The following is a 25,306-nucleotide window of genomic DNA, read 5'->3' on the forward strand; positions in this document are numbered from 1 at the left end:
GGGTCAGAAGACGCGTCAGGAAGCGTCCGCCGTGGTTTCCGGCAATGACTCCGGCGGCTGCGGCGCAAAGCCACGCAGTCCCACAACGTGAACGTGTTCGCTGTTCTGGAACACTTTACGCACCAGTTTGTAGGTAGTGCCCTTCTCGGGGCTGATGTTCTCAGGTGCCGCGATAATGAGCTGCATATCGAGACGTTCGCAAAGCTCGAACAGCGTGGCAATTGAGCGGGCATCAAGACGCGCCGCCTCATCGAGGAACAGCAGTCGGCATGGCGAGATGTCTTTGCCGCGCAGGCGGCGCGCTTCATCTTCCCAGCTCTGTACGACCATCACCAGAATTGACATCCCGGTACCGATCGCTTCACCGGTAGAGAGCGCCCCGGATTCCGCACGCAGCCAGCCGTCTGAGCCACGGTTTACCTCAACTTCCATTTCCAGGTAGTTGCGGTAGTCCAGCAGCTCTTCACCGATGGTTTGCGGCGTACGTTGCCCCATATCAATCTGCGGGTTCAGGCGCTGATACAGCTTCGCCAGCGCTTCGGAGAAGGTCAGACGGTTGCTGTTGAACAGATCCTGATGCTGCTCGTGCTGCTCAGACAGCACTTCCAGCAGCGTCGCGTGGGCTTCACGCACGTTGACGTTGAGGCGCACGCTGTTCACCTGACCAAACGACACGCTCTGCAGACCCTGGTTCAGCTGGCGAATACGGTTCTGTTCGCGCTGAATGGTTTTACGAATGATGTTCGCCACGCTGCGGGAGCTGATCGCCAGCTTCTGCTCGCGGGAGGTCAGCTCTTCCGTCAGGCGACCCAGCTCGATTTCCATCTGTTCGATGGCTTCAACCGGATCGTCGGTACGGATGATGTCCTGACGAATACGCTCGCGCAGGTGCTGGTAAACCGCCACGAAGAACTGGATTTTACGTTCCGGACGTTTTGGATCTTCCGACATACGCAGCACGTCGCGCAGGTGTTCGTTATCCGCCACCGCCAGACGCAGCGCCCCCAACGCCTTATCCGACATGGAACGCAGCTCATCGGCAGAGAGGTACGCCAGCTCGCGACGGTGCAGACGACGCTCAACGTTATTGTCTTTCACCATGCGCATCACCGCGCACCAGCCCGCTTTGGCGGTCACGACCTGCTCGCGCATCTCAAAGTAGTCGCGCTCCAGCTTGCGCAGGCGACGGGTCAGGTTATCCATTTCCGCTTCGCAGAAGGTCAGCGCTTTTTCCAGCTGATTACGACGCGCGCGGTTATTGCTAAGCTGAGAATGCAGCTCGTCACGACGAATACGCGCACGCTCTTCTGCCCCGCTGTCGGCACGCACGCCGATGTCCTGAAGCTCTTTCTGCAGATCGTTTAACAGCTCTTTCTTGGTATCGAAGGAGCTTTTCAGCGAGGCCAGCACCTGGTTGTACTGGTTCAACTGAGCGGAGTGGCTGCGCATTGCTTCGCGGGCGCGAGTACGTTCCGCTTCCGCCTGCTCAAGGCGCTGACGCAGTTTTTCGTTCAGGTCGCTGTTACCGCTCAGCATTTCAGCCGAATCAGAGTAGCCAAAGTGGGCCCGACGCTGCACCACTTCCGTCAGGGCAAACGCCTGCTGACGCGCTTCGCGCTGCACCTGCTGAGACCAGGCATAATCTTCTTTTAACTGCTCAAACTGTTCCGGATCGCTCTGCAGTACAGACACGACGGGCTCCAGCTTCGCCAGCTGATTGCCGTGCTGCTGAACGAAACGCGCGGCTTCCTGCGCTTCATCCAGACGCTCCTGGATCTCATCCACACGGTCAGCCAGCGTGTCGTCCGCCAGCAGATTCAGGCGCGGCAGGATGCGGTTAAGGGCAGCGACGCCCTCTTTCGCCTGTTCAAACTGAACGCGACTCTGCTGGTTATCACTTTCATGGCTGGCAATCGCACGTTCCAGCTCGCCACGGCGGGTATTGAGTTTGCGGATTTCGGCTTCCGGATCCGCGTCAAACGCTACGGCGAGATGGCTGCCGATAAAGCGGCTGAACGACTGATGCAGACGCTGGGTTTTCTGCACGTCAAACGACAGGGTCGCAAAACGTTCGGACAGCGTCTCACGCTCGGCGTGCAGGCTCTCGATGCGGCTTTCGCGCGCGGCGCGGCCAAACAGCGGCAGCTCAGGGAAGCGGGAATAACGCCACTGACGGTCGGCGATTTTCACCACGACAGCTTTTTCCAGCTCGTCGACGCTGAATACGCTGTCATCGAACGACTGCGGATCCCCTTCGATCAGGTAAAGATCTTCCGGACAATCTTCCAGGCCGGCAAGCTGCTCAGAAATCAGGGACAGATCCGGGACCACGATCGCGTTGCGGGATGGACCGTACAGCGCGGAGAAGTACGGGGCATCGTCAAGGCCAACGTCGTCATAAATCTCGGACAGCAGCACGCCGCCAAAACGCTCAGCTAGCGCATTCAGGCGCGGATCTTCTGAACCGCCCGGCTGGCTTAAGCGCTCAATTTCTTCATCGACGTCGCGCTTGCGGGCGCCCACTTCGTCACGCTCAACAATGGCTTCGCGCTCGCGCTCCAGCAGCTGCTGCAGGTATTCGGTCACTTCCTGGCTGGATTCGAACTGCTCGCCGCACTGCTCGCTGAGCTGATTCAGGCTGCTTTGCGCCGCCAGCCAGACTGGCGCACGCTGCAGGAGCGCCTTCGAACGGGACTGAATCTGCTCCAGCTCCTGACGCAGCGTCATACGCTGTTCGCTGGCGTTTGATACGGTATCGGACAGGGCCGCAATACGCGCTTCCAGCTCCTGATGCAGGGCCTCAAGCTCGTCGAAATCGTAATTTTTTCCCTGACGCTTGCAGAATTCCGCCAGCAGACGCTCGGCTTCCTGCTGCTCGCGCAGGCGCTGCTCCAGCTCGTTCAGGCGCATACGCAGCGGCTGAACTTGCTCGGCCAGATGGCGCTGGTTCACACCGTCGCGCAGCAGTTCACGGGCAACGTCCCAGGCTTCGCTACGCGCCAGCGGGCCGTTAATGGCGACCACCAGCTGATAAGCCTGCTCAAACTGGCTGTGCGCCGTTTGCGCGACGCTCATTTTCTGTTCGAGGGAGAGCAGTTTTTCGGTGGCTTCCTGCTCTTTGGCCTGGAAGGTATCCAGCCACTCGTCGGCGCTGTCCGGCGTCAGGTCAGGCAGATGGCACAACTCTTTCGCACGCTGTAATGCCTGCAATGCCTGGGTGTACTGAATCGCTCGCGTCTGCTGCACGTCAAGTGCCTGCTGGTAATCGGCAAGCTGGCTTTTCAGCTCATCCACTTCCAGCTCGGCCGCTTCGGCACGGGCTTCGTTCTCTTCCTGCATGTCGGCGGCTTCGGCCACCACTTCATTCTGCTCTTCGAGACGAATCTGCAGCTCATCGAGATCCGCTTCATAGCGCTCGATTTTTTCCTGCTGACGCAGCGCGGTCTGCACCAGGTTCAGGTGATCGCTGGCGGCCTGGTAATCGGCTTCCAGGTCGCCTTCAGCCCCGTTGTGCTCGCCCAGCTCGCGCGCCATTTCAACGTGCTTGTACTGCTCTGCCACCAGCTGTTTACGGGAGGTAAACAGTTCGCGGCGGTATTCTAATGCCTGATCGAGATGCACCCGGCGCTCGTTGGCGTGGCGCATGTAGTCCGCCGCCACGTAGTTGGTGGCTTCGCTGATCAGGTGTTTAAACAGGTCGCGGTCAGACTGGGTAACGCGAATCGCTTCCAGCGTCATGCGGTTTTCACGCAGCGCCGCTTCCATATCCTGGAAGGCCTTACGCACGCCGCTGTTTTCCGGCAGCAGGTAATCGCGCAGAGAGCGGGTAATCGCGCTGGAGATACCGCCGTACAGAGACGCTTCGATCAGACGGTAATATTTGCTACGGTCTGACGCCGTGCGCAGACGACGCGCCACCACGCCCAGATCGAACATCAGCGAGTGGTAGTCGGTAATGGAGTTGAACTGCTTGAACTGCACGCCTTCGATGGCTTCGAGCTTGTCCTTCAGCTCCTGCAGCGTCAGCACGCGCGCCTGACGTTCGTTCAGGGTTTCCGTCAGCAGCGACGTCGGCTGCACGGACGTTGGCAGACCCTGGATCGCAAACGGTTTGATATCCACTTTGCGGTCGCGACCGGCAACCTGCTGCAGGCGCACGCCCACCACCACGCGCTGATGACGGGAGTTAATGACGTCCAGAACCGAATAACAGACGCCGGCCTTCAGCTTACCGTGCAGACCTTTATCACGGGAGCCGCTTGTTGCCCCCGCTTCGGTGGTGTTACGGAAATGGAGCAGCGTCAGATCGGGGATCAGCGCCGTAACAAAGGCCGCCATGGTGGTGGATTTACCCGCACCGTTACCGCCGGAGAGCGTCGTGACCAGCTCATCCAGATCGAACGTTCGGGCAAAGAAGCCGTTCCAGTTAATCAGCGTCAGTGAGCGAAATTTACCGCGTTCAATCATTACTCTTCCTCCCCGCTATCCGGCAGATTCTCTTCATGCTCATCATTGAGCTGCAAATGGTTTTCCACCGGCATCGCTTCACCGTCGCGGATCATGCGAAGCTGCGCTTCACGCGCGTCATCGCCCGCACGCACGTCGGCGCCGAAGCGGAAGACAGATTCCGTGATGCGGAATTTGCTGCTGTCGTGGCCCATAAACCAGACCATGCCCAGACGACGCAGACGGTTCAGGGAAGAGCGAACCTTTTCCTGTAATTTCTGACGGTCAAGATCCGATCCCGTGGAGCGGTTGTTCACCAGCTTGAGCAGCTTGCTCTCATCAGCCAGCGTCAACAGCTCGTCGTAAAGTTCCTGCTGGGTGAAGATCCCTTCATTCGCCAGACGTTCAGGGCTGAGGTAGAGGTAGCAAAGAATTTTGCCGACCATCATATCCAGCTCGGAGAGCACGGAACGCGGAATCAGCGTCGTGGAGCGCGGACGCAGGTAGAAAAACCCTTCCGGCGCGCGGATAAGCTCCACGTTGTAGCGTGCGTAAAACTCTTCCAGGTACTCCTGAAAGTCCATCAAAAAGGCGTGATTATCCAGCTCGTCTAAGCCAATGTGACGACCGGCACGCAGCTGGCTGTCCAGCGCCGGAAATAACGGATTCGCCAGCGCCTGTGCCAGCTTAACCGGCATCACTTGTTCAATATTTGTCAATGACATGCGCCTGTACCTTGGCTCCGTAATCGTTAATTGGCTGCCACTTCGGCGGCAGCCCGGTGAAATCTGCTTGCGCGACGCCCAGGCGCACCGCCTGGTCTACCACAATGCGGGCAATGTCGAAGTGGCGCGCGCGTGGATATTGCGCCAGATAGTCGCGCACCACGAGGCCAAGATCCAGCGGTGCTTGTCTGGTTTTGTAGACAGCAAGCTGTTCTTCGATCATCGCCGCAAGCTGCTCGCGAATTTCGTTAAATTCTTCGTATTCCAGATCCGGCGGCAGTTCACCGGTCACCTCTTCATCGCGCAGCGCCATCTCTTCGTCGCGCATATCCAGCAGACGATCGGCACTGGCGTAGGTCAGCGCCCACGGCGCATCGAAATAGGTCTGCACCGACTGACGCAGACGCTGAGCAAAGACGCGGTTTTTATCCATATCAATCGCGGTACGGATAAATTTATGCACGTGTCGGTCGTAGCCGATCCACAGGTCGATCGACTGCTGACCCCAGCTGATAATGCGGTCGAGTTTGCTCTGCAGATCGAACACCAGACGGTCGATAAAATGCAGATCGTCATGCGCCAGCGTCGCGTCCTGGATGCGCAGCAGGTTAGCCTGCAGCTTGTCCCCTGCGGCTTCCAGCGTATCCTGGAGCTCGCGCAGCGTGCCGGAGGTTTCTGACAGCAGAAGTTCACAGCTGGAGATGGCCGCTCGCCAGTCTTTATTCAGCAGCTGCGCGATATCATCTTTCACCTGCTGCTGCTGTTCGTCCATCAGGCGCTGGGTGAGATCGATACTGTCGAAAATCTCTGCCACCGAATATTTCAGCGGCGCGTAGACGTTACGGTGCCAATGGAATTCGTCACCGTTTTCATCCGCCGCGTCGGCGGCGCGCTTAAGCTCACCCGCCACGATCGAGAGCTGCATGGAAAGACGCAGCGTGGAAAATTCACGCTGGCGGATGTAGTAATCGGTGATGCCGATGCCCAGCGGCGTCAGGCGATAGATGGCGTTTCCTTCCGCCTGCTCGCTGGTAAAGCGGTTCAGCAGACGTTGACGCACCATATCGTTGATCGCGTTGTTGGCACGCACGCTAATGGTTTCGCTGGTTTGCTCAAACGCATCACTGACATGGCGGAACGCATCCACCAGTTCACCCTCGCTCATTTCACCGTCCAGCCGTTCGCCGTTCAGCGTGGCAACCGCCAGCAGGAAAGAGAGTCTGTCTACCGGCAGCGAGATGGAGAAATCGTTTTTCCTGGCCCAGGCAACCAGTTCGGGGACTGTCTGGGAAAATTCACTCATAGGTTATCCTTGCATCTGCGGCTTGTGCGCGGTGACGTGAATATAGCGGCCAAGGCTGATAAAAGGCTCCTGACGGCAATACCGCGTTTCTAATTCTGTTAAGGTGTCAAAACAGTCACGCTGTTTGTGTTTTTCACGCAGATAATCATGAAACACCCTGACGCCCGTCTTCCCGACGATCTGCCAACCAATCGCTTCCAGCCAGCCATAAACCTGCTGTGGATCGCGCGGATAGTCCGGGGAAAGCGTGCGCTTTTTCTTTTTGGGCATCCCGACCTGAACATAGTCGAAGTTTCCTGCAACCATGTTGTGCATCAGGAAGCCGTTAGCATTGTAGAACATCAGCGACAGCGTGCCGCCCGGGCGTAACATCGACCACAGGGTTTGTAACACGCTTTGCGGATCGGCAACCCACTCCAGCACCGCATGAAACAATATCAGATCAACCTGGGTTTCCAAATGCTGCGCGATGTCCTGAGCGGCGCATTGTATAAAATGCATGTTGTCGCTCACACCTTTCTCTTCTGCAGCACGCGTCGCGCGGGCGACCATTTCAGCAGAAAGATCGCAAAGCGTGACGTGATGACCGCGCTCGGCCATTTTTATCGCCGTCTGCCCTTCACCGCCACCGGCGTCCAGCACGCGCAACGTTTGACCACCAAAGGTGGCCAGAATGGTGTCCAGATCCTGCCAGAGGATCGTCTGACGGAGCTGCCCTTTCGTAGTGCCATAAATGTTGCGCGAAAACTTTTCCGCGATGTCATCAAAATTGCGATCCCGCATTGGGAGAGTTCCACTCGCTAACTGCAAAACCGCTATTTTGTCACACCCGCGCGGAGAATGAACCTCTCTGGTGTAATATCACGGGTAATCACCTGCTATATGGTCAAAAAAGGAACCAAAAAGGATGCTTTTTACCCTTAAGAAATACATTGGAGGGATGATGCTTCCCCTTCCGCTGCTGCTCATCATCATCGCGCTGGGGCTGGCGCTGGTGTGGTTCAGTCGCTTTCAGAAGAGTGGCAAAACGCTTATCACGCTCGGCTGGTTTGTCCTGCTGCTGTTGAGCCTGCAGCCGGTCGCGGATGGTCTTTTACGCCCCATCGAAAACACGTACCCAACATGGCAGGGAAATCAGAAAGTGGCGTACATCGTGGTGCTGGGCGGCGGATATACCTGGGATCCTGACTGGGCCCCCAGTTCAAACCTGATCAACAACAGTCTGCCACGGCTAAACGAAGGCATTCGCCTCTGGCTGGCGAATCCGGGATCAAAAATGATCTTCACCGGCGCGGCGGCCAAAACGAACCCGGTGAGTACGGCTGAAGCGGGCGCCAGAGTCGCGGAATCACTCGGCGTGCCGCGCTCCTCAATTATCACTCTGGACAGCCCAAAAGATACCGAAGAAGAGGCTGCCGCAGTGAAGCAGGCGATTGGCGATGTCCCGTTCTTACTGGTGACCTCCGCCTCACACCTGCCGCGCGCAATGATTTTCTTTAAGAAACAAGGCCTGCACCCGCTTCCCGCACCGGCAAACCAGATGGCCATCGACGCGCCGCTCAACCCGTGGGAACGGGCGATCCCCTCCCCGGCGTGGCTGATGCATAGCGATCGCGTCGGTTATGAGACGCTCGGACGCCTCTGGCAGTGGCTGAAAGGATCGTCAGGCGAGCCAGGGCAGGAGTGATTTTGTTGCCAGATCGAAGTTTGCGCGATTAAAACGTCCGGTATTCACCAGCTGCGCGACTTCGTCCCAGAGCAGATAAAGCCAGCGCCGCCAGAGAAACGCTTCTGCAACGGGCGCGCGTTGAAGGTAGTGCCACAGCAAACCTTCCGCCGCCCCGCTGTCGCTGAGCCTGAACAGCTCGTATTCGCGCGGAGCCCAGAGCATGATCCCCGGCCCCAGCATCGCGAGAAGCTGATCGCTGCGGGAGTCTTTGAGCATGCTGCGCAGGGTGAAATTACCGTGGATCAGCACGCAGTTGTCATTAAAACCGTCGAACAGCGCCGGCAGGCACTCGCGGGTGCGAAACAGAATACGCTTATCCTGCATGGTCAAACCGGTATTGTTGAACTGGTTGAGCGTCCCCCACAGGACCTCAACCCGCTGGCGATACCACAGCGGCCACAGGTTTTCCTGAGTGCTGTCGACCGGACCGACAAGCCCGCGGCTATCCTGACGGTGCCAGGCCAGCAGCGCCTCGACAATCTGGTCTTTTAACTGCTCCCAGCGTTCCGGCGTGCGCGCGGGCGCTTCAACGGGCACCCCTCGCAAGCGCTCAATCAGCAGCACGTCCGGGCCGGGGTGTTCCTCGTGCGTCATTACGCCGTACACCGTCGGCATACGGACGGTTCCCTCCCGCGCCAGCATCGACATTTTCCATGCAAGCTGCCTGGCAACGCCCGGCGAGGTGAAACTTCTGGCCATCAGCGGCATAGGGTTGCCCTGACTGTCATACAACGACCAAAGCGCGGTATCGGCCTTTTCACTCACGCATTCGACCCGGCTTAATTTCTCACCCAGCAGATGGCTAAGTTCGGCACGCAGCTGTTCCATATGAGATTACCCCCATTAAGACTACTGCTTTTATAATGAGCGTCCTGAAGGAAGATGTCACCCGGAAGAGATCAATTAAGGAAAAGAAAGGGGAATTAGCGGGGAGAGGACATCCCCCCGTCAGGAGGGATGCAGGCGGTATTAGCGCAGGTCGGCGCGGACGCGCTCAAGATCTTCCGGCGTATCAACGCCCGTTCCAGGCACTTCGCTGGCAACGGCAACGTGAATTTTTTCGCCATACCAGAGCACGCGAAGCTGCTCCAGCATTTCGATATGCTCCAGCGGACTCGGCGCCCAGGTAACATATCGACGAATAAAACCGGCCCGATAGCCGTAGATCCCAATATGACGCAGGAAGGTATCACCGATGGTCTCTTTAGAGAGCGCAAAGCGATCGCGATCCCAGGGGATCGTGGCGCGGGAGAAATAGAGCGCATAGCCTTCGGCATCCATGACCACCTTCACCGCATTCGGATTGAATGCCTCTTCAGCGTGGTGAATGGGCACCGCGAGCGTCGCCATACCAACCTGACGCTGAGCCAGGTTTTCTGCCACCTGACGGATAATCACCGCCGGGATCATCGGCTCGTCACCCTGCACGTTAACGATGACCGTATCATCACTGAAACCACATTTCTCAACCACTTCCGCCAGACGCTCGGTGCCGGACTGGTGATCGGCGCGGGTCATGCATACCTCACCGCCTGCCGCCTCAACCGCACGGGCGACGTCAGGATGATCGGTAGCAACAATCACGCGATCGGCACCGGATTCACGCGCACGCTCAAGAACATGCACAATCATCGGCTTGCCGTTGATATCCACCAGAGGTTTACCCGGCAGGCGCGTTGAGGCATAGCGCGCAGGAATAATGACAACAAAACTCATGGTTTGCTCTCTTCTGCCACCAGGGAACGAGCTTCATTTTCCAGCAGTACCGGAATGCCATCGCGCAGCGGGAAAGCCAGGCTATCCAGCTTGCAGATCAGCTCCTGTTTGTCCTGGCTGTAGTAGAGTTTGCCGTTGCATACCGGGCAGGCAATAATTTCAAGTAAACGGTGATCCATAGTTCCTCCGTATGGGTAATCGCTAAAGCTTAACACATTCCCTTTTCAGGGAGTGCCTGTTTCCCAGCCACTTCGACAGGTTGTAAACAGTCCGTCGGGTACCCGGCCCAGCGTCACGTCGCGGGCGCCCTGCCAGCGCGCGAATTCGCTAATGGCGGACGTTAACCCTTTTTCCAGTCTAGCCGTCACCCTGACGCCCTCTTCCAGATAAAGCGCAATGATTTCAAGCGTGCCGGTCTTGCGGTGCATTTTGGCGTCCATGCGCCCGACCAGTTGCCCCTTATGCAGCAGCGGGAGAACAAAGTAACCATACTGGCGCTTTGGGGCCGGGGTATAACATTCCAGCCGGTAGCTAAAATCGAACAGCTGCTCGGCGCGTTTTCTGTCCCAGACGACCGGGTCGAAAGGCGACAACACCGCACTGTGGGTTGCCTGAAGTTTCCCCTCCTGGGCCTGAGGCAGTAGCGGGAGGAGATCCGCATGCAGCCACATTTCGCCCAGCGTTTCCACCGTGACGGGGATGACGCGCTGTTCGCGTTGCCATATGTCCAGCAGCGGTTTCAGCGCGGGCTGGCGAAGGCGATAATAATCTGCCAGCCATTGCGTGCGAAAAATCCCCAGGCTGCGGGCGCTGTTCTCCAGCATGAGGGCCTCGGCCGCCTCCTGGGTAAGCAGGTCACGCTCGTCGTCCCAGTGCGGCATCACGCGATGCGTCAGGTCGTAGACGCGCTGAAAATTACGCCGCTCAATCACCATGACTTTGCCAGAGGTAAACAGCCCTTCGAGATGACGTTTATGCGGCTTCCACTCCCACCAGCCGCTGGTGCCTTTGCGCGGATGTTCAAAATCGGCGGAGCGGACGGGACCGTTATCCTGAATATGCGCGATTAGCTGCTCAATTTCGGCCGCATGTTCCAGCATCCACGCCTGTCGGTATTTCCAGCCCATTTTTTCCGGGGCAAGCATACGGTGGCGAACCAGGGCAAAATCGCTGCGGGGCAGGAAGCAGGCTTCGTGCGCCCAGTACTCCATTAACTCCCCCTTGCTGAGCGCCTCATCCAGCCACTGCGAAGGATAATTTCCCAGGCGGCTAAACAGGACCAGGTAGGGGCTACGGGCCACAATGTTAATGGTGTCGATTTGAAGCAGCGACATGCGCTGGACGGTAGAGAGAATATCGGCAGGCTGCGCGCGGCGGCGGGGCTTTTTGAGCAGCCCCTGCGCGGCAAGATGTAAATGACGTGCGGCTGAAAGCGAGAGTTGCGGTAAAGACATGCGTTTTCCTGTCAGTCAAAGCGCACCAGAACCGCGTAAGCCTTTACTGCACCAACGCAATCAGTTCCTGGAGCAAGAGTTCCGGCTGCTCGCCGCTGAGTTCAGCGTCAACCGGCAGATACCACCAGTTATCTTTCGCAAAGGCACGGCATTTCACCGCATCTTTTTCGGTCATGATCAGCGACTGTCCGGGTATGGTCAAGGCATCAACCAGCCCTTCCACCAGCGCCTGATGGTCGGCCAGCGGAACGCGTTTTTCAAGCCGGGCACCACACTGTTCCAGCGTCGCGAAGAAGCGCGGCGGATGGCCAATCCCCGCCATCGCCACCAGTGAAGGCAGCTCAGCAACCGACCGGCGTTCCCCCGTCATCAGGTTGACCGCCAGACCCGGCTGAAGGTGCATCGGGATTTCACCCGCGCGTGCCTCACCACCGTTCACAATCACCGCATCAACGGACTTAAGACGCGAAGCACGTTCACGCATGGGGCCAGCCGGCAGCCACCAGCCGTTACCGAAACGGCGAACGCCGTCGATGACCACAATCTCTTTATCACGCGCCAGGGCGTAATGCTGCAGGCCATCGTCAGTGATAATGATTTGTACCATGTGTTCGGCAAGCAGTGCCTGAACGGCGTCGCTGCGCACCGGGGAGACCGCAACCGGTGCGCCGGTACGCTGGAAAATCAATACCGGTTCATCACCCGCTTCGGCGGTCGTGGTTTCCGCCGTCAGCAGCAGCGGATAACGCGCCGCTTTACCACCATATCCGCGCGATACCACCCCCGGGCGGATACCGCGTTTTTGCAATTGCTCCACCAGCCAGATCACCACCGGCGTTTTACCGTTGCCGCCCGCCGTAAGATTACCGACAACCACAACCGGAACCGGCGCGCGCCAGGCACGCTTCAGCCCCAGACGGTAAAGCAGACGGATAGTGCCGCTCACCAGGCCGTATAGCCAGGAGAGCGGCAGAAGCAGCAGCCACAGCGGAGATTCACCGGACCAGATGCGTGCAATCATTGTTGGCCAAACTGCATCTTATGAAGCTGAGCGTAAACGCCGCGGTGTTCCAGCAAATCGGCATGGCTTCCGCGTTCAACAATGACGCCATCCTCAACCACGACGATTTCATCAGCCTGCTCGATAGTCGACAGTCGGTGCGCAATCACCAGCGAGGTACGGTTCTTTTGCAGCTCATCCAGCGCAGACTGAATAGCGCGTTCAGATTCCGTATCCAGCGCAGAGGTCGCTTCGTCGAGAATCAGGATCGGGCTATCGCGCAGCAGCGCGCGCGCAATCGCAATACGCTGGCGCTGGCCACCGGAGAGTAGCACGCCGTTTTCACCAATGATGGTATCCAGACCGTTATCCATCTTATTGATAAAGTCCATTGCATAAGCCATACGCGCGGCGTTCTCAATCTGCTCGCGGCTGTACTCATCAGTGCGTGCGTAAGCGATGTTGTTGGCGACCGTATCGTTAAACAGGTGCACGTTCTGGGAAACCAGCGCCACCTGGTTACGCAGCGACTGCAGGGTATATTCCCGCAGGTCGTGACCATCTAACAGGATTTCACCTTCGTTAATGTCGTAGAAACGGGTCATCAGGCTGGCAATAGTCGATTTACCCGAACCAGAACGGCCCACCAGCGCAACGGTTTTACCCGCCGGAATAGACAGGTTGATATTACGCAGGGCAGGCACTTCGCGGCCTGGATAGGTAAAGGTCACGTTGCGGAATTCAACGTCTCCGTTTGCACGCTCGATCACGCGCTTACCTTCATCTTTTTCCTGTTCGGAATCCAGAATGCTGAACAGCGTCTGACAGGCGGCCATCCCGCGCTGGAACTGGGCGTTGACGTTCGTCAGTGATTTCAGTGGACGCATCAGTGCAATCATAGAGGAGAAGACCACGGTAATGGTACCCGCCGTCAGCGTCTCCATGACGCTCGGGAAGCTTGCCGCATACAGGACGAATGCCAGTGCCAGGGAGGCAATCAGCTGAATAATCGGATCAGAGATGGAAGAGGCCGAGACCATTTTCATCCCCTGAAGACGCATTTTGTTGCTGACTTTATCAAAGCGTTTGGTTTCGACGTCCTGACCGCCAAAAATCAGAACTTCTTTATGCCCTTTCAGCATCTGTTCCGCGCTGGTCGTCACCTGCCCCATCGTGTTCTGCATATTCTTACTGATATTGCGGAAGCGCTTTGAGACGACGCGGATAGCAATAGAAACTATCGGCGCCAGAACGATAAGGATGATCGACAGCTGCCAGCTGTAATAGAACATCATCGCGAACAGGCCGATGATTGACGCACCCTCACGCACAACGGTGATCAGCGCGCTTGAGGACGAGGAGGCAACCTGCTCTGAGTCGTAGGTAATACGGGACAGCAGCGTCCCGGTAGACTGCTTGTCAAAGAACGAGACCGGCATGCCCATCATGTGGCTGAACAGGCGACGGCGCATGGTCATCACCACTTTCCCTGACACCCAGGAAATACAGTAGCTTGAGATATAGCTGGTGATGCCGCGTAAGATCATCAGTCCGATAACCACCAGAGGCATCCATAGCAACACTGAGCGATCCGTTTTACCAAAACCGTCGTCCAGTAACGGTTTGAGAAGCGATAGCATAAAAGTATCGCTGGCTGCGTTGAGGATTAACGCTACTCCCGCCACGATCAGGCCTGTTTTAAAGGGCGCAATCATCGGCCAGAGTCGGCGGAAGGTTTGCCACGTGGAGAGATCTTTGTCGTTATGCATTCAAAAAACCAGCATTCGTTGAAATAGCCGCATATTCTACCCGTTATCGACGGGCGCGCCAAACCACTGATGATACCAAACGGGTAAAAATTGCTCTCGCAAGCGCCGGATTTGCCAGTGATGTTGCGAGAATGTCACCGATATTTGTCCAGAATGGGGGGTATCGTGCCAGATATACCCCTCTTTTCGATAACGTCGGACAACTTTTGCCGACGGGAATCGCCATGCGTTATACCGTGCCGCTGAATCCAGGGCGATCTGACCTTCCACCCGCTGTACCAGCGGCAATGAAGACGAGGTATTGCTGCCATGATGGGGCACCTGTATGAGCGTGGACGTCAGATAACGCCAGTAATGGCTAAGCATAGCCTGTTCCGCTTGCGCTTCAATGTCGCCTGTTAGCAGAACACTCTGCTCGCCGTCGTCCACCTTTACCACGCAGGAACGGTTGTTACCCTGAGCCGGGTCATTTTCAGGGGGCCAGTGGACGGTGAAGGTAAGTCCCTGCCATCGCCATCTCTGCCCGCGAAAACAGGGGCGATGTCCCGCCAGGCGCAAGGGGCTTCTGACCCACACATCAGGCCACGCTTTCTGCAACGATGCGAGACCTCCCGCATGGTCGAGGTGCTCATGACTGAGAATCACGCCTTCAGGCCTCAGGTGATGCCAGCGAAGCCACGGGATAATTAACCGCTGCGCGCTATCCCCGCCCGGCCAGCCGAGCCCCGTATCATAGAGAATGGCTTTCCCCTGCCGTTCAATGACCATCGCCAGCCCCTGCCCTACATCCAGCATATGCAGCGTCCAGCTCTCGCTTTTTGCCGTTCGCCAGAGAGGAAATGTCAGTAAGACACTTCCTGCAAGACACACGGCAGGCAGTGTTTTCCAGGCACGAAAGCGCCAGCCAATGATGATAAGCCAGGGCAGTAGCGTCATGTACTGCCAGCGTTGATCGACACTCTGCCAGCCGTCAGGCAGGCGCATGAGGAGCCAGAACAACCCCGCAAGTGACCTATCGGCTGCGAACCAGACGACGCTTTCCGGTGCCGCCAGCGGTAACAGGTGAAGCAGCATGCCGAGCAGGATCAGCGGCACGGAGACAAACGTCACCAGGGGAACGGCAAAAAGATTCGCGACCAGGGAGGAGATGCTGAAGCCGTGGAAAATCAGAACCTGTAACGGCATGAGCAGCATCAGCATGCCGACCTGCAGATAGAGCAGGTTCAGTAGCGGCCGTATACGTCGTGCCCGGTGCCAGTCAGGAAGAGGCAGCCACTGAAACCAGAAAATCAGCGCGGCAACGGCAAATGCGGACAGGGCCAGACTCTGCGAAAGTACGGCTAAAGGATCGCTTATCAGGATCGCCGCAATACAGCACACCCATACCTGCCAGGGAGTCCACTGGCGGGCAGCGATCCGCAACATAGCAAGCACAGCAAGCGCGATGACCGTTCGTAGCGCAGGAGGTTGCAGACCGGTAAGCCAGGCGTAGAAAGCGGCAAAGCATAATCCGGCCAGGAGCGGCATTTGCCAGTGGACCCGGTGGCTGGGTAATAAAAACTGGAGTCCACGCGCGAGTAACCAGACGAGGGATGCCGCCAGCGCGATATGCAGACCCGAAATCGCCATTAAATGCAGCGTCCCGGTTTCACGCATCAGGCCTTTTATTTCCCGGGGCACATCCAGACGTTCCCCCATTCCCAGTCCGAGGATAACCGCCCCCCAGCGGTAAGCCGAAAGTCGGTTTTGCAGTGACATCAGGTATTGCGCTCGCAGGCTGCAGCGCCCATCGACAAGTTCAGCACGGGTGAAGCGCCCGCTCAGCGTTTGGTGTCGGGCAAAAGCGCTGCGCTGAGAATCATATCCGCCCTCGTTCAGTTCGCCGTGAGCAGGCCTGAGCCTGAGCGTCATGCTCCAGCGCTGACCGGCACACGCTTTCTGGGGCAGATAATTTCCATACAGCGTTACGCCGGTGGAGCCCCACCAGCGCTTGCCCTCTACGCTGAGAATGTTTCCCTGATGCAGCGTTGCGCCATCTGTGGCGGTGATCTCCACCTCAGCCTGCACAGCACCCGTGGTTAAATGCTGCATCGGCCAGACGCTCTCCTGCGCGGCAAGCATACCCCATGCACAAAATAATAACGCGATCCCGACATACTTCAGTCGTACATTGCGCGTTGCGGCCAGCGCTATCCCGCCAACAATCATTAGCCACACGGTATGACGTGATGGCAGTTCAGGTAACCAGAGTAACGGGGCTATTGCCAGAATGACGCAGATGCTAAGAGCGGGAATTCCCATTTCTACCTCCCTGTTTCAGGGGGCAGTATGTAAGCAGATAGAGTGAGTTGTCAGGTGAGAAGCATGTGTTTTACGACACGCGCTGTGCTGTTTTTATCGGTTTGCAGAAAATGAAATGAAAAATGCGGGGCACCTTCAGAATGAAAGCGACAGAGACAAAAAAAGCACCCGCAGGTGCTTTCTTTCGAACCCAGTTTAACCGGCTGGCTAAACTCAGTTGCCGTAAATATTGGCGCGATCGCGCAGTTCTTTACCCGGCTTAAAGTGTGGAACGTACTTACCTTCCAGCTCGACTTTATCGCCAGTTTTCGGGTTACGCCCGGTACGTGGAGCACGATAGTGCAGAGAAAAACTACCGAAACCGCGGATTTCAATGCGCTCGCCCTGGGCAAGAGTGGAGGCCATATGCTCCAGCATCTCTTTTACGGCATCTTCCACTGCCTTGGCAGGGATATGCGGTTGCTGACTGGCAAGTCTTTCAATCAATTCTGACTTGGTCATGATTCCTCCGGTTCCTTTCAAACCAATTAGCTGAACAGCTCATTAAACAAGGGCGGCCGTAGCCGCCCTTTGTTATTGATTACAGGACGAATCCTGCAATCTGTCAAGTTTGCTCCTCATCCTTCGCGCTGTAAATGCGTTACAGCGCAAATGATGCTGAGAACCTGATATTACTCGCCTTTAGCTGCTTTGAAAGCTTCAGCCATTGCGTTGTTAGAGAAGTTTGCATCTTCCTGTTTGTTAACAGTTGCGATTGCATCTTTCTCATCAGCTTCGTCTTTAGCACGAACAGACAGGCTGATTGCACGGTTCTTACGGTCAACACCGGTGAACTTAGCTTCAACGTCGTCGCCTACGTTCAGAACCAGAGTGGCATCTTCAACGCGGTCACGTGAAGCTTCAGAAGCGCGCAGGTAACCTTCAACGCCGTCAGCCAGTTCTACGGTTGCGCCTTTAGCGTCAACTGCAGTCACTTTACCGTTTACGATTGCGCCTTTCTTGTTCAGTGCAACCCAGTTGTTGAACGGATCTTCTGCGAGCTGTTTAACGCCCAGGGAGATACGCTCACGCTCTGCGTCAACCTGCAGAACAACTGCAGCGATTTCGTCGCCTTTTTTGTATTCACGAACTGCTTCTTCGCCTGCAACGTTCCAGGAGATGTCAGACAGGTGAACCAGGCCATCGATGCCGCCGTCCAGGCCGATGAAGATACCGAAGTCAGTGATAGACTTGATTTTACCTTCAACACGGTCGCCCTTGTTGTGGGTTTCCGCGAACTGCTGCCATGGGTTGTTTTTGCACTGTTTCAGGCCCAGGGAGATACGACGACGTTCTTCGTCGATATCCAGAACCATCACTTCCACTACATCACCAACGTTAACAACTTTGGATGGGTGGATGTTTTTGTTGGTCCAGTCCATTTCGGAAACGTGCACCAGGCCTTCAACACCTTCTTCGATTTCAACGAAGCAGCCGTAGTCAGTCAGGTTGGTAACGCGACCAGTCAGTTTAGTACCTTCTGGGTAACGCTTAGCGATAGCTACCCATGGATCTTCACCCAGCTGTTTCAGGCCGAGGGATACACGAGTACGCTCGCGGTCGAACTTCAGCACTTTAACAGTGATTTCGTCGCCCACGTTCACGATTTCGCTTGGGTGCTTAACGCGTTTCCACGCCATGTCGGTGATGTGCAGCAGGCCATCAACGCCGCCCAGGTCAACGAATGCGCCGTAGTCAGTGAGGTTCTTAACGATACCTTTGACTTCCATGCCTTCCTGCAGGTTTTCCAGCAGCTGATCGCGTTCTGCGCTGTTTTCGGATTCGATAACGGCACGACGGGATACAACAACGTTGTTACGCTTCTGGTCCAGCTTGATTACTTTGAACTCAAGCTCTTTGCCTTCGAGGTGCAGGGTGTCACGGACTGGACGAACGTCTACCAGTGAACCTGGCAGGAACGCACGAATACCATTCAGCTCAACAGTGAAGCCGCCTTTAACTTTGCCGTTGATAACACCGACCACAGTTTCAGCTTCTTCGTAAGCTTTTTCCAGCGTGATCCAAGCTTCGTGACGCTTAGCTTTCTCACGGGACAGCAGGGTTTCACCGAAGCCGTCTTCCACTGCATCCAGAGCAACGTCAACTTCGTCACCAACCTGGATTTCCAGCTCGCCCTGGGCGTTTTTGAACTGCTCTGCCGGAATGGCGGACTCAGATTTCAGACCGGCGTCAACCAGTACTACGTCTTTGTCGATAGCAACAACAACACCACGAACGATGGAACCCGGACGGGTTTCGATTGTTTTTAAGGATTCTTCAAATAGTTGAGCAAAAGATTCAGTCATGTTTAATCTTCAGGTTAAGATAACGTCCACCTGGCTCCGTGCCGGGTGGGGTTGTTTCACATACCCGCCGTCAATCCATTGCAGCGGGGGTACTACTAAATCGGTCGCGATTACGCGAGTGCCAGTTTTTGGCGCGCATATTGTAGCGCTTTTTCAATCACTTGCTCAATAGTTAAACTGGTTGAATCCAGAACTAATGCATCTTCTGCAGGAACAAGTGGGGCGACGGCGCGGTTACGATCGCGGTCATCGCGCTCTTTTATCTCGGATAAAAGGCGATCAAAGTTAACACTAAACCCCTTTTCCTGCAACTGAAGCATGCGGCGTTGAGCACGTTCTTCCGAAGAGGCATCGAGGAAAATTTTCACAGGCGCGTCAGGGAATACCACGGTTCCCATATCGCGTCCGTCAGCGATCAGACCCGGGGCTTCACGGAACGCGCGCTGACGACGCAGCAGCGCCTCACGAACGCGCGGGAAGGCCGCGACCTGGGAGGCTGCATTCGCCACTTCCTGCGTACGGATTTCGCCGCTCACGTCTTCCCCTTCAAGGATGACTTCCAGGTTGCCATCGGTCGACACGAAACGCACATCCAGATGCGCAGCCAGCGGAACCAGCGCCTCTTCAGACGCGACATCCACGTGATGATGCAGCGCGGCCAGCGCCAGCACGCGATAGATTGCTCCCGAATCTAAAAGATGCCATTGCAATGCTTCCGCCATCGCTTTGCACAGAGTACCTTTCCCTGCGCCACTCGGCCCATCAATGGTGATTACCGGGGCAACTGCCGTCATCTTTTTCTCCTTAAATAAGGCATACCGTTTACATGAACGCCGCGCATTATACGCGCCAACGTGCGCAACTGTTACCTTTGCGTGCAAATTACGGAATGATTGAAGCAGAGTGTAGAATAAATGAGCGGAGGTATTCGTAATGAAGCGTAAGCAAATGCCGCATCGGACGATGCGGCAAGGCGTTATCAGGCCAGCGTGCTAATGCGTGCCAGCTGTTCGAAGTAGTCCGGGAAGGTTTTCGCGGTACATTTCGGATCAAGAATGGTGACAGGCGTGTCTGACAGCGCCACCAGCGAGAAGCACATTGCCATACGGTGATCGTTGTAGGTTCCGATTTCCGCAAACTGCAGTTTTGCCGGAGGGGTCACGCGAATGTAGTCTTCGCCCTCTTCCACCTCGGCACCGACTTTCCGCAACTCTGTCGCCATTGCGAACAGGCGGTCCGTCTCTTTTACGCGCCAGTTGTAGATATTACGCAGCGTGGTCGTGCCTTTGGCAAACAGCGCCGCCGTGGCAATGGTCATCGCCGCATCCGGGATATGGTTCATGTCCATGTCGATGGCGTTCAGCTCGCCGTGGGTACAGGAGATGAAGTCATCGCCCCAGGTGACAGTAGCGCCCATTTTTTCCAGCACGTCCGCAAAACGGATGTCGCCCTGCACGCTGTTACGTCCAATACCGGTCACTTTTACCGTGCCGCCTTTAATCGCTCCCGCGGCCAGGAAGTAGGACGCGGATGACGCATCCCCTTCAACCAGGTAATTACCCGGAGACTGGTACTGCTGCGCCCCGCGCACCACGAAGCGCTGATAAGACTGGTTTTCCACCTCAACGCCAAAGGTTTTCATCAGGTGCAGCGTGATATCAATGTAAGGTTTGGAAACCAGCTCACCTTTAATCGTGATAACCGTATCCTGCGGGGCCAGCGGCGCGGTCATCAGCAGTGCCGTCAGGAACTGGCTGGAAACGCTGCCGTCAACCTCGACGTGACCGCCGGTAAAGCCGCCGCGCAAACGCAGTGGCGGATAGTTTTCCTGCTCCAGATACTCAATCTGCGCGCCGCCCTGACGCAGGGCATCCACCAGGTGACCAATCGGACGCTCTTTCATGCGCGGCTCGCCGGTCAGCACGATGTTGTTGCTCCCCAGGCACAGGGCCGCCGCCAGCGGGCGCATCGCGGTACCCGCGTTGCCCAGAAACAGTTCAAGCTCTTCGCCCGAACGCAGCGCGCCGCCGTTGCCGGTCACTTCGCAGCGGGTACGATCGTCGGAGAGAGTGTAATGAACGCCCAACGCTTTCAGCGCATTGAGCATATGGCGCACGTCATCGCTGTCCAGCAGGTTTGTGAGGACGGTGGTGCCGTTTGCCAGAGCTGCCAGCAGCAGAGCGCGGTTCGAGACACTTTTTGAACCAGGCAGATTAATGGTGCCATCTACCCGCGCGATAGGTTGTAACGTCAGGGATTCCATGAAAACTAAACTCTCAACTCAACATAATAAAAACCCCGCAGGGACGCTGCGGGGGTGAAAAACAGCGAATTAACCGTGACGACGTTCGAAGTCGATCATGAAATCCGTCAGGGCTTTAACGCCTTCCAGCGGCATCGCGTTATAGATGGAGGCACGCATGCCGCCAACGACACGGTGACCTTTGAGCGCATGCAGACCTGCCGCGAAGGACTCTTCCAGGAACACTTTGTCCAGGTTGCTGTCCGCCAGCTGGAACGGCACGTTCATGCGGGAACGGTTAGCGTTCGCCACATCGTTGCGGTAGAAATCGCTCTTGTCGATCACGCCATACAGCAGTTCAGCTTTCTGCTGATTGACCTTGTCCATCTGCGCCACGCCGCCGTTTTGCTTCAGCCATTTGAAGACCAGGCCGGAGAGATACCAGGCAAACGTTGGTGGGGTGTTGAACATAGAGTCGTTATCGTTCAGCACGGTGTAATCGAGAATCGACGGGCAGGATTTATGCGCTTTACCCAGCAGGTCTTCACGCACGACGACGATAGTCAAACCGGCCGGACCGATATTTTTCTGCGCGCCCGCATAGATAACGCCGTAGCGGCTGACATCAATTGGCGCAGACAGAATGGTGGAGGAGAAGTCGGCGGCAACCACGACATCGCTGCCGAAGTTTGGCGTCTCGTCGATGGCAATCCCGTCAATGGTTTCGTTCGGGCAGTAGTGCAGATAGGCTGCGTTATCAGAAAGCTGCCACTCGCTCATTGGCTTCACGGCGCGCAGACCGTCAACGGTCACTTTGGCGTCGATAACATTCGGCGTGCAGTATTTATGCGCTTCTTTAACGGCGCTTGCCGCCCAGTAACCCGCGTCAACGTAGTCAGCCGTCGTTTTGTCACCGAGGATATTCAGCGGAATACCCGCAAACTGGCCGCGCCCACCGCCGTGACAGAACAATACTTTGTAGTTCGAGGGAATATTCAGCAGATCGCGAAAATCCTTTTCTGCCTCTTCCGCCACCTGAATAAACTCTTTACCACGGTGGCTGATTTCCATCACCGACGTACCGAGACCGTTCCAGTCACAAAGTTCCTGTTGAGCCTGTTTAAGCACGTCTGCCGGTAACATTGCCGGACCTGAACTGAAATTAAAGACTTGAGCCATTTCCCCTCACCACGCTAAAAGCCATAAGTTATAACTGTGGATATCGGTTTTATCATTCAGTGACACGCGCCGCAATGTCTAAAACTTATGACCCGTGAAATGTGTCCCGCGTCACACAAAACAATCTGCCGCCTCGCTAAGACAAAACCGACAAAATGGCTGTCAGGTGATGCGTTTGGCCCGGCTAACCTTCGTCCATTCCGGATTTGCACAGCGGGGGCATAATTGGCGATCCCCCGGCTGCATCGCGACAACATGGCTACATCTTACGCAAGCATACTCGCCGGATTCCGGTACCGTTCTGAAACGCTCAATGAGCATATCCGGCAGGATACACAGTCCCGGCTTCACCTCGTCGTCAGAATAGTAATAGACGCTGATCTGCCCGTTGGTTTCCATGATCGCCAGCCTCACCTGCCCGAGCTGTTCAACGCTGTTCAGGCGAAGCTCCATAAAGAATTCAAACTCGGTCATATTGGCGCTTTGTACATTTTCCCAGGCCAGCTGTCCGTCCTCGACGATAACGACCGGCTTGCCTTCAAGCAGATCTTCCAGCTTTTCGCTTTTCGACATCAGCCACATGACAAGACGGTAAAGTAGCGCCAGTGAGACAAACACGATAAACACCGGCACCATCGGCACATCATCATAAAAGGCGACGTCCCCCGCCGCTGACCCCAGCGTCAGGATGATCAACACCTCAAAGAGGGACATCTGCCGCACACCGCGACGGCCGGTGATCTTAAGAAACAGGAAGACAAGTACGAAGGTATAGAGGCTGCGCAGCGCCACTTCGCCCAGAAATTCAGGAGGAACTTTATCAAACGCCATCCGCTGGAGATCAAATGCTTTCATTTTTCTATGCCTTAACAGTCAGTTACTGCCACTAAGCATAGTCCAGCCTTTTATTTTCGCCGAAGATAGCACCCGTCACGCAAAACCCGTATCATTGCGCGCTTTACGTACGATAAAAGTGAACGCCATGACTCAAACGTTTATCCCCGGCAAAGACGCCGCTCTGGAAGATTCCATCGCTCGCTTCCAGCAGAAACTGACCGACCTGGGTTTTAACATCGAAGAAGCCTCCTGGCTCAATCCGGTGCCTCATGTCTGGTCCGTGCATATTCGCGATAAAGACTGTGCCCTGTGCTTTACCAACGGTAAAGGCGCGACAAAAAAAGCGGCACTGGCCTCTGCGCTGGGTGAGTATTTTGAGCGTCTGTCCACCAACTATTTCTTCGCAGACTTCTGGCTGGGCGAGACCATCGCTAACGGCCCGTTCGTTCACTATCCAAATGAAAAATGGTTCCCGCTGACCGAAGATGACGAACTGCCGGAAGGTATTCTCGACGCGCGCCTGCGTGCCTTCTACGATCCAGACAGCGAACTGACCGCCAGCATGCTGATCGATCTGCAGTCCGGTAACGAGGATCGCGGTATCTGCGCCCTGCCGTTCACCCGTCAGTCTGACGAGCAGACCGTTTATATCCCGATGAACATCGTCGGCAACCTGTACGTGTCTAACGGCATGTCCGCCGGTAACACCCGCAATGAAGCGCGCGTGCAGGGTCTGTCTGAAGTCTTTGAACGCCACATCAAAAACCGCATCATCGCCGAATCCATCAGCCTGCCTGAAATTCCGGCCGACGTGCTGGCGCGCTACCCGGGCGTAGTGGAGTCCATCGCCAAGTTGGAAGCCGAAGGTTTCCCAATCTTTGCCTATGACGGCTCGCTGGGCGGTAAGTACCCGGTTATCTGCGTCGTGCTGTTTAACCCGGCCAACGGCACCTGCTTCGCCTCCTTCGGCGCGCACCCGGACTTCGGCGTGGCGCTGGAGCGTACCGTTACCGAGCTGCTGCAGGGCCGTAGCCTGAAAGATCTCGACGTTTTCACCCCGCCAACGTTTGACGACGAAGAAGTGGCCGAGCATACCAACCTCGAAACCCACTTCATCGACTCCAGCGGCTTAATTTCCTGGGATATGTTCAAGCAGGACGCTGACTATCCGTTCGTGGACTGGAGCTTTGCCGGTACCACGGAAGAAGAGTTCGCCACGCTGATGGCGATCTTCAACGCGGAAGATCAGGAAGTTTATATTGCCGACTACGAACACCTTGGCGTCTACGCGTGCCGCATTATTGTTCCAGGCATGTCCGACATCTACCCGGCTGAAGATCTGTGGCTGGCGAATAACAGCATGGGCGCGCACCTGCGCGAAACGCTGCTGGCTCTGCCGGGCAGCGAGTGGGAGAAAGAAGATTATCTGAACCTGATCGCCCAGCTGGACGAAGAAGGCCACGATGACTTCACCCGCGTACGCGAACTGCTGGGTCTGGCGACCGGTAAAGACAACGGCTGGTATACCCTGCGTATCGGTGAGCTGAAAGCGATGCTGGCACTGGCGGGAGGCGATTTGGATCAGGCTCTGGCCTGGACCGAGTGGACCATGGAATTCAACCAGTCGGTCTTCTCTGCCGAACGCACCAATTATTACCGCTGCCTGCAAACCCTGTTGCTGCTGGCACAGGAAGACGATCGCGAGCCGCTGCAATACCTGAACGCTTTCGTGCGTATGTACGGTGCTGAGGCCGTAGAAGCAGCCAGCGCGGCCCTGAGCGGCGAAGCGCCGTTCTATGGCCTGCAGGCTGTTGATAGCGATCTGAAAGCCTTCCCGGCGCACCAGTCGCTGCTGAAGGCCTACGAAAAGCTGCAGAAAGCAAAAGCCGCTTACTGGTCAAAATAAGCGCACATAACATTACCAGCAGTAGGCGTATTCAATCGTCTGGGCTATATTACGGGGCAATTTCATTGCCCCGTTTTTTATTTTCTTCGGCAATGACTGTTGATTGTAATAATAAAGTTAAACATGGGTAAATATAATAATATTTACCTGGGCTTTACTGTTACTTTTTATGGTAAATACTCCATACTAATTAACTGTCTCAAAGGTGGCTGAACGAAAAAATTCAACTCTTTTCATAACTTTTAAAATTTATTTTTATACGGATAATCAAATACTTACTCCGCATTTGTCGTAAAACCATACACACTGCGGGCCTATAAGCCAGGCGAGATATGATCTATATCAATTTCTCTT

19 protein-coding genes are annotated in these 25,306 nt (G+C 56.0%); 2 read left to right on the top strand and 17 right to left on the bottom strand.

Translation table 11 applies throughout. From position 1 onward, the window contains the following. Positions 1–15: 15 nt before the first annotated feature. Genes mukB through cmoM form a run of 4 tightly spaced genes read right to left on the bottom strand, consistent with a single transcriptional unit; the run spans position 16 to position 7,257 of the window. Positions 16–4,467, bottom strand: coding sequence for a chromosome partition protein MukB (gene mukB / locus NQ230_RS15765; protein WP_213821843.1), 4,452 nt, complete (start codon positions 4,465–4,467; stop codon positions 16–18). Next, positions 4,467–5,171 (bottom strand): chromosome partition protein MukE, encoded by a 705-nt coding sequence (mukE, locus tag NQ230_RS15770; RefSeq protein ID WP_008499954.1) that lies wholly within the window; start codon positions 5,169–5,171, stop codon positions 4,467–4,469. The genes mukB and mukE overlap by 1 nt, the downstream gene beginning before the upstream one ends. Then, the gene (gene mukF / locus NQ230_RS15775) at positions 5,152–6,474 is read right to left on the bottom strand and encodes a chromosome partition protein MukF (protein ID WP_257258143.1); all 1,323 of its coding nucleotides are present in this window, start codon (positions 6,472–6,474) and stop codon (positions 5,152–5,154) included. The genes mukE and mukF overlap by 20 nt, the downstream gene beginning before the upstream one ends. Before the next feature lie 3 nt (positions 6,475–6,477). Further along, positions 6,478–7,257: a tRNA uridine 5-oxyacetic acid(34) methyltransferase CmoM gene (gene cmoM / locus NQ230_RS15780; RefSeq protein ID WP_023311004.1), complete on the bottom strand. Its 780-nt coding sequence runs from the start codon at positions 7,255–7,257 to the stop codon at positions 6,478–6,480. Positions 7,258–7,381: 124 nt separating this feature from the next. Here cmoM and elyC point away from each other — a divergent pair, with 124 nt between their 5' ends. After that, a complete protein-coding gene (gene elyC / locus NQ230_RS15785; protein WP_257258145.1) occupies positions 7,382–8,161 on the top strand; it encodes an envelope biogenesis factor ElyC in 780 nt (259 codons plus the stop codon). Here elyC and NQ230_RS15790 read toward each other — a convergent pair. The 13 genes from NQ230_RS15790 to NQ230_RS15850 form a co-directional block, all read right to left on the bottom strand. Beyond that, positions 8,138–9,031, bottom strand: a complete 894-nt coding sequence (locus NQ230_RS15790) for a YcbJ family phosphotransferase (RefSeq protein WP_023311002.1) — start codon at positions 9,029–9,031, stop codon at positions 8,138–8,140. The two genes, elyC and NQ230_RS15790, sit on opposite strands and share 24 nt — an antisense overlap. Positions 9,032–9,172: 141 nt before the next feature. Next, entirely contained in the window at positions 9,173–9,919 is a 747-nt protein-coding gene (gene kdsB, locus NQ230_RS15795; RefSeq protein ID WP_257258147.1) for a 3-deoxy-manno-octulosonate cytidylyltransferase, read from the bottom strand. Further along, entirely contained in the window at positions 9,916–10,098 is a 183-nt protein-coding gene (gene ycaR, locus NQ230_RS15800) for a protein YcaR (RefSeq protein WP_006174474.1), read from the bottom strand. Before ycaR ends, kdsB begins: the two co-directional genes overlap by 4 nt. Before the next feature lie 45 nt (positions 10,099–10,143). Next, positions 10,144–11,373 carry a winged helix-turn-helix domain-containing protein gene (locus NQ230_RS15805; protein ID WP_257258148.1) on the bottom strand — a complete coding sequence of 410 codons (1,230 nt, stop codon included), beginning with the start codon at positions 11,371–11,373 and terminating at the stop codon, positions 10,144–10,146. 43 nt (positions 11,374–11,416) lie between these two features. Beyond that, positions 11,417–12,394 carry a tetraacyldisaccharide 4'-kinase gene (lpxK, locus tag NQ230_RS15810; protein WP_257258149.1) on the bottom strand — a complete coding sequence of 326 codons (978 nt, stop codon included), beginning with the start codon at positions 12,392–12,394 and terminating at the stop codon, positions 11,417–11,419. Continuing rightward, positions 12,391–14,142, bottom strand: a complete 1,752-nt coding sequence (gene msbA, locus NQ230_RS15815) for a lipid A ABC transporter ATP-binding protein/permease MsbA (RefSeq protein WP_023335128.1) — start codon at positions 14,140–14,142, stop codon at positions 12,391–12,393. The genes lpxK and msbA overlap by 4 nt, the downstream gene beginning before the upstream one ends. A gap of 36 nt (positions 14,143–14,178) precedes the next feature. Beyond that, positions 14,179–16,443 carry a ComEC family protein gene (locus NQ230_RS15820; protein WP_257258152.1) on the bottom strand — a complete coding sequence of 755 codons (2,265 nt, stop codon included), beginning with the start codon at positions 16,441–16,443 and terminating at the stop codon, positions 14,179–14,181. A gap of 213 nt (positions 16,444–16,656) precedes the next feature. Further along, positions 16,657–16,944, bottom strand: coding sequence for an integration host factor subunit beta (gene ihfB, locus NQ230_RS15825; protein WP_008499965.1), 288 nt, complete (start codon positions 16,942–16,944; stop codon positions 16,657–16,659). A gap of 170 nt (positions 16,945–17,114) precedes the next feature. Further along, positions 17,115–18,788: a 30S ribosomal protein S1 gene (rpsA, locus tag NQ230_RS15830; protein WP_014169387.1), complete on the bottom strand. Its 1,674-nt coding sequence runs from the start codon at positions 18,786–18,788 to the stop codon at positions 17,115–17,117. A 110-nt stretch (positions 18,789–18,898) separates the two neighbouring features. Beyond that, a complete protein-coding gene (gene cmk / locus NQ230_RS15835; RefSeq protein WP_013097305.1) occupies positions 18,899–19,582 on the bottom strand; it encodes a (d)CMP kinase in 684 nt (227 codons plus the stop codon). Between the two features lie 185 nt (positions 19,583–19,767). Beyond that, complete coding sequence (gene aroA / locus NQ230_RS15840) at positions 19,768–21,051, bottom strand: 3-phosphoshikimate 1-carboxyvinyltransferase (protein ID WP_159513773.1); 1,284 nt, start codon at positions 21,049–21,051, stop codon at positions 19,768–19,770. A 69-nt stretch (positions 21,052–21,120) separates the two neighbouring features. Further along, positions 21,121–22,209 (bottom strand): 3-phosphoserine/phosphohydroxythreonine transaminase, encoded by a 1,089-nt coding sequence (serC, locus tag NQ230_RS15845; RefSeq protein ID WP_213821857.1) that lies wholly within the window; start codon positions 22,207–22,209, stop codon positions 21,121–21,123. Positions 22,210–22,371: 162 nt separating this feature from the next. Then, the gene (locus NQ230_RS15850) at positions 22,372–23,064 is read right to left on the bottom strand and encodes a DUF421 domain-containing protein (protein WP_023310994.1); all 693 of its coding nucleotides are present in this window, start codon (positions 23,062–23,064) and stop codon (positions 22,372–22,374) included. Positions 23,065–23,191: 127 nt separating this feature from the next. Here NQ230_RS15850 and ycaO point away from each other — a divergent pair, with 127 nt between their 5' ends. Continuing rightward, a complete protein-coding gene (gene ycaO / locus NQ230_RS15855) occupies positions 23,192–24,952 on the top strand; it encodes a 30S ribosomal protein S12 methylthiotransferase accessory factor YcaO (RefSeq protein ID WP_032658203.1) in 1,761 nt (586 codons plus the stop codon). Positions 24,953–25,306: the final 354 nt, after the last annotated feature.

Origin of the sequence: Enterobacter asburiae, from assembly GCF_024599655.1 — a bacterium.
GTDB lineage: Bacteria > Pseudomonadota > Gammaproteobacteria > Enterobacterales > Enterobacteriaceae > Enterobacter > Enterobacter asburiae_D.